The following is a 3,938-nucleotide window of genomic DNA, read 5'->3' as shown; positions in this document are numbered from 1 at the left end:
CTCTTCGACACGGCGATGGGTCTGGATGATCCGGCGCTCGTCCCGATCCAGCTCGACCTGCCCACCCTCCGACGAACCGCCGACAACCTCCCCGAAATCTTCCGGGTGCTCTCCCAGGGCAGCGCCACCGGTCGGAAGAGACGTGAGGCCGTCAGCAAAGCCGGTCCCGCCTTGGCCGAGCGCCTGGCCGGTCTGGACGCGGATGCACGTTCCGCACTGGTGCTGGAGGTCGTCCGGGCCGAGGCGGCAGGTGTGCTCGGGCACGCGGGGCCGGAGGCCATCCATCCTGAACGCGCCTTCCAGGAGCTCGGGTTCGACTCCCTCAGCGCTGTGGAGTTCCGCAACCAACTCAACGTGGTCACCGGGCTCAGACTGCCACCGACGCTGATCTTCGACTATCCGAGCCCGGACGTGCTGACTGCCCACCTGCTCACGGAACTGGCCCCCGACGCCGCCGGCCCGGACCAGGTCGACGAGGACGAGCAGGTCCGCCGCATTCTGCAGACCATCCCGATCAACAGGCTCCGCGACGCCGGACTGATGCGCAGCCTCCTGGAACTGGGCGGAGTGCAGGCACCCGCCGGGGCGTACGACGACGGCGTGGATGCCGGCGGATCGATCGATGAGCTGGACGCCGAGAGCCTGATCAGCATGGCACTCGACGAGTTCGAACTGGATGGCCCGACCGCGGAAGCAGGTAGCTGAGATGATGACTTCAGACGCACGGCTGGTTGACGCGCTGCGGGCGTCCCTCAAGGAGGTCGAACGGCTTCGCGGTCAGAACAGCAAGCTCTCGTCGACTCTGCACGAGCCGATCGCCATCGTGGGGATGGCCTGCCGCTATCCGGGTGGTGTGGAGTCCGCCGAGGACCTCTGGCAGATGGCTGCCGAGGGCCGGGATGTGGTGGGCGCCTTCCCCGAGGACCGAGGCTGGGACACCGAGGGGTTGTACGACCCTGAGCCGGGCGCCGACGGAAAGGTGTACACCCGCGAGGGCGGATTCCTCCATGGCGCCGGCGGCTTCGACTCGGCCTTCTTCGGGATCGGCCCGAACGAGGCACTCGTCATGGACCCGCACCGGCGACTGCTGCTGGAGGTGTCGTGGGAAGCGCTCGAGCGGGCTGCGATCGACCCGGGCACTCTGCGGGGGAGCCGGACGGGTGTCTTCGCCGGTGTGATGTACCACGACTATCCGTACAGCAGCTCGACCGGCTCCATGGTCTCCGGGCGGGTGGCGTACACGTTGGGTCTTGAGGGGCCGGCGGTGACGATGGATACGGCGTGTTCGTCGTCGTTGGTGGCGTTGCATTCGGCGGTGCAGTCTCTGCGGTCGGGGGACAGTTCGCTGGCGCTGGTGGGTGGCGTGACGGTGATGGCGACTCCGGAGACGTTCGTGGAGTTCAGTCGTCAGCGTGGGCTGGCTGCGGATGGTCGGTGCAAGTCGTTCGCGGCGGCGGCTGATGGTACGGGCTGGGGTGAGGGGGTCGGCGTCCTGGTGGTAGAGCGGCTCTCCGATGCGCGGCGCAACGGACACCCGGTGCTCGCAGTGGTACGAGGCTCCGCGATCAACCAGGACGGCGCCAGCAACGGCTTCACCGCCCCGAACGGTCCGTCGCAGGTGCGGGTGATTCGGCAGGCGTTGGCGAATGCGGGTCTGGCCACCGGTGATGTGGATCTGGTGGAGGCGCATGGTACGGGTACGACGCTGGGCGATCCGATCGAGGCGCAGGCGTTGCTGGCGACGTATGGGCAGGGTCGGCCGGAGGGGCGTCCTCTGTGGCTGGGTTCGGTGAAGTCGAACATGGGTCATACGCAGGCTGCCGCCGGTGTTGCGGGGATCATCAAGGTGGTCCATGCGATGCGGCATGGTGTGTTGCCGAAGACGTTGCATGTGGATCGTCCGTCGGATCAGGTGGACTGGTCTGCGGGTGCGGTGGAGCTGTTGACGGAGGCGCGTGAGTGGCCGGCGACGGAGGGGCCGCGTCGGGCCGCTGTGTCGTCGTTCGGGATCAGCGGCACGAACGCCCACGTCATCATCGAGCAGGCGCCGGACGAGGAGTCGGCCGAGAGTGAGGGGACGGAGGAGGCTCCGGTTTCTGCTCTGGAGATGCCCGTGCATGCATGGGTGCTCTCAGCCACCGGAGCTGATGCGCTGAAGGCACAGGCTGCGCGTCTGCTGGACCGGGTGGGCATCTCTGACCTGCGTCCGGTGGATGTCGGCTTCTCGCTGGTGACCTCGCGTGCGGGGTTCGAGCATCGTGCCGCGGTGGTGGGCGGGACGCGGGAGCAGCTGGTCGAGGGGCTGCGGGCGCTGGCCGGCGACGGCCGGGAAGGTTCGGTGTTCCGTGGCGCAGCCAGGTCCAGGCCGAAGGCGGCGTTCCTGTTCACGGGTCAGGGTGCGCAGCGGGTGGGTATGGGCCGTGAACTCCATGCTTCGTTCCCGGTGTTCGCCGATGCTTTTGATGCGGTGGTCGCTGAGCTGGATGGTCATCTGTCTACGCCGCTGCGGGATGTGGTGTGGGGCGAGGACGCGGAGGTTCTGGAGCGGACGGAGTTCACTCAGCCGGCGCTGTTCGCGTTCGAGACGGCGTTGTTCCGTCTGTTGGAGTCGTGGGGTGTGCGCCCGGACTTCCTGGCCGGGCATTCCGTGGGTGAGCTGACGGCCGCCCATGTGTCGGGTGTGCTGTCGCTGGCTGATGCGGCAAGGCTGGTGGCTGCGCGTGCGCGGGTGATGCAGGCCCTGCCGGCTGGTGGTGCGATGGTTGCCATCCGTGCTTCCGAGGACGAGGTGCTGCCCTACCTGACCTCGGACGTGGCGAGTATCGCTGCGGTGAACGGTCCGGAGGCGGTGGTGATCTCCGGTGCCGAGGCGGATGTGCTGGAGGTTGCGGCTCGGTTCGAGGCTGATGGTCGTAAGACGAGTCGTCTGAGGGTCTCGCATGCGTTCCACTCGCCGCTGATGGAGCCGATGCTGGCCGAGTTCCGGACGGTCGCGGAGAGCGTGACGTTCGGTGAGGCTCGTATCCCCGTGGTCTCCAACGTCACCGGCCAGCTGGCCTCCTCGGACGATCTGCGTACGCCCGAGTACTGGGTGCGGCATGTCCGTGAGGCGGTCCGTTTCGGTGACGGCATTCGTGCGCTGTCCGCTGCGGGCGTCTCTGTGTTCCTGGAGGTCGGTCCGGACGCGGTGTTGACCGCGATGGCGCAGAACTCCGCCGCTGACGCGGTGTTCGTGCCTGGTCTGCGGCGCGCCCTGAGTGAGCCCGAGGCGCTGGTCGCGGCGCTTGCGCGGCTGCACACGGTCGGGCACAGCCCGGACTGGGCCGCGTTCTACGCGCCCACCGGAGCCCGCCGCGTCGACCTGCCCACCTACGCCTTCCAGCACCAGCACTACTGGCTGCTTCCCGACGTAATGGAGTCCAACCCGGAGTCCCTTGGGCTCGCCTCAGCCGAGCACCCGTTCCTGGGCGCGGCCGTTGGTCTGCCGGACGGGGGAGCAGTCTTCACCGGTCGTCTCTCGCTTGCCGCTCAGCCGTGGCTGGCTGATCACAGTGTGCTGGGCAGTGTGCTGGTGCCGGGGACGGGGCTGGTGGAGTTGGCGTTGCGTGCGGGTGAGGAGGTGGGGTGTGGTCTGCTGGAGGAGTTGACGCTTCAGGCGCCGTTGACCGTGCCCGAGTCCGAGGCGCTGCAGGTCCAGGTGGTGGTCGGGGCCGCGGCGGATGACGGTGCGCGGGCGGTGGGTGTGCATTCCCGGGTGGAGGGTGACCGGGACGCTCCGTGGACGCTGCACGCTGAGGGTGTGCTGCTGCCGGATCAGCCGGCCGCTGACTTCGGTCTGGCGGAGTGGCCGCCGGCCGGGGCGGTGTCTGTGCCGGTGGAGGGTGCGTATGAGCGGCTGGTGGGTCTGGGGTATGAGTACGGGCCGGTGTTCCAGGGGT

Annotated in this window: 2 protein-coding genes; both read left to right on the top strand. The window is 68.4% G+C overall.

The genetic code is table 11. From position 1 onward, the window contains the following. A partial coding sequence (locus ACWCQM_RS40800) for a beta-ketoacyl reductase (protein WP_450920118.1) occupies positions 1-705 on the top strand: 705 nt, incomplete at its 5' end. Between the two features lie 22 nt (positions 706-727). After that, a partial coding sequence (locus tag ACWCQM_RS40795; protein ID WP_450920119.1) for a type I polyketide synthase occupies positions 728-3,938 on the top strand: 3,211 nt, incomplete at its 3' end.

This window comes from Streptomyces sp. NPDC002125, from assembly GCF_053593715.1.
Note: the sequence above shows the minus strand (reverse complement) of the source record. Positions and strands in the feature narration are given on the sequence as shown.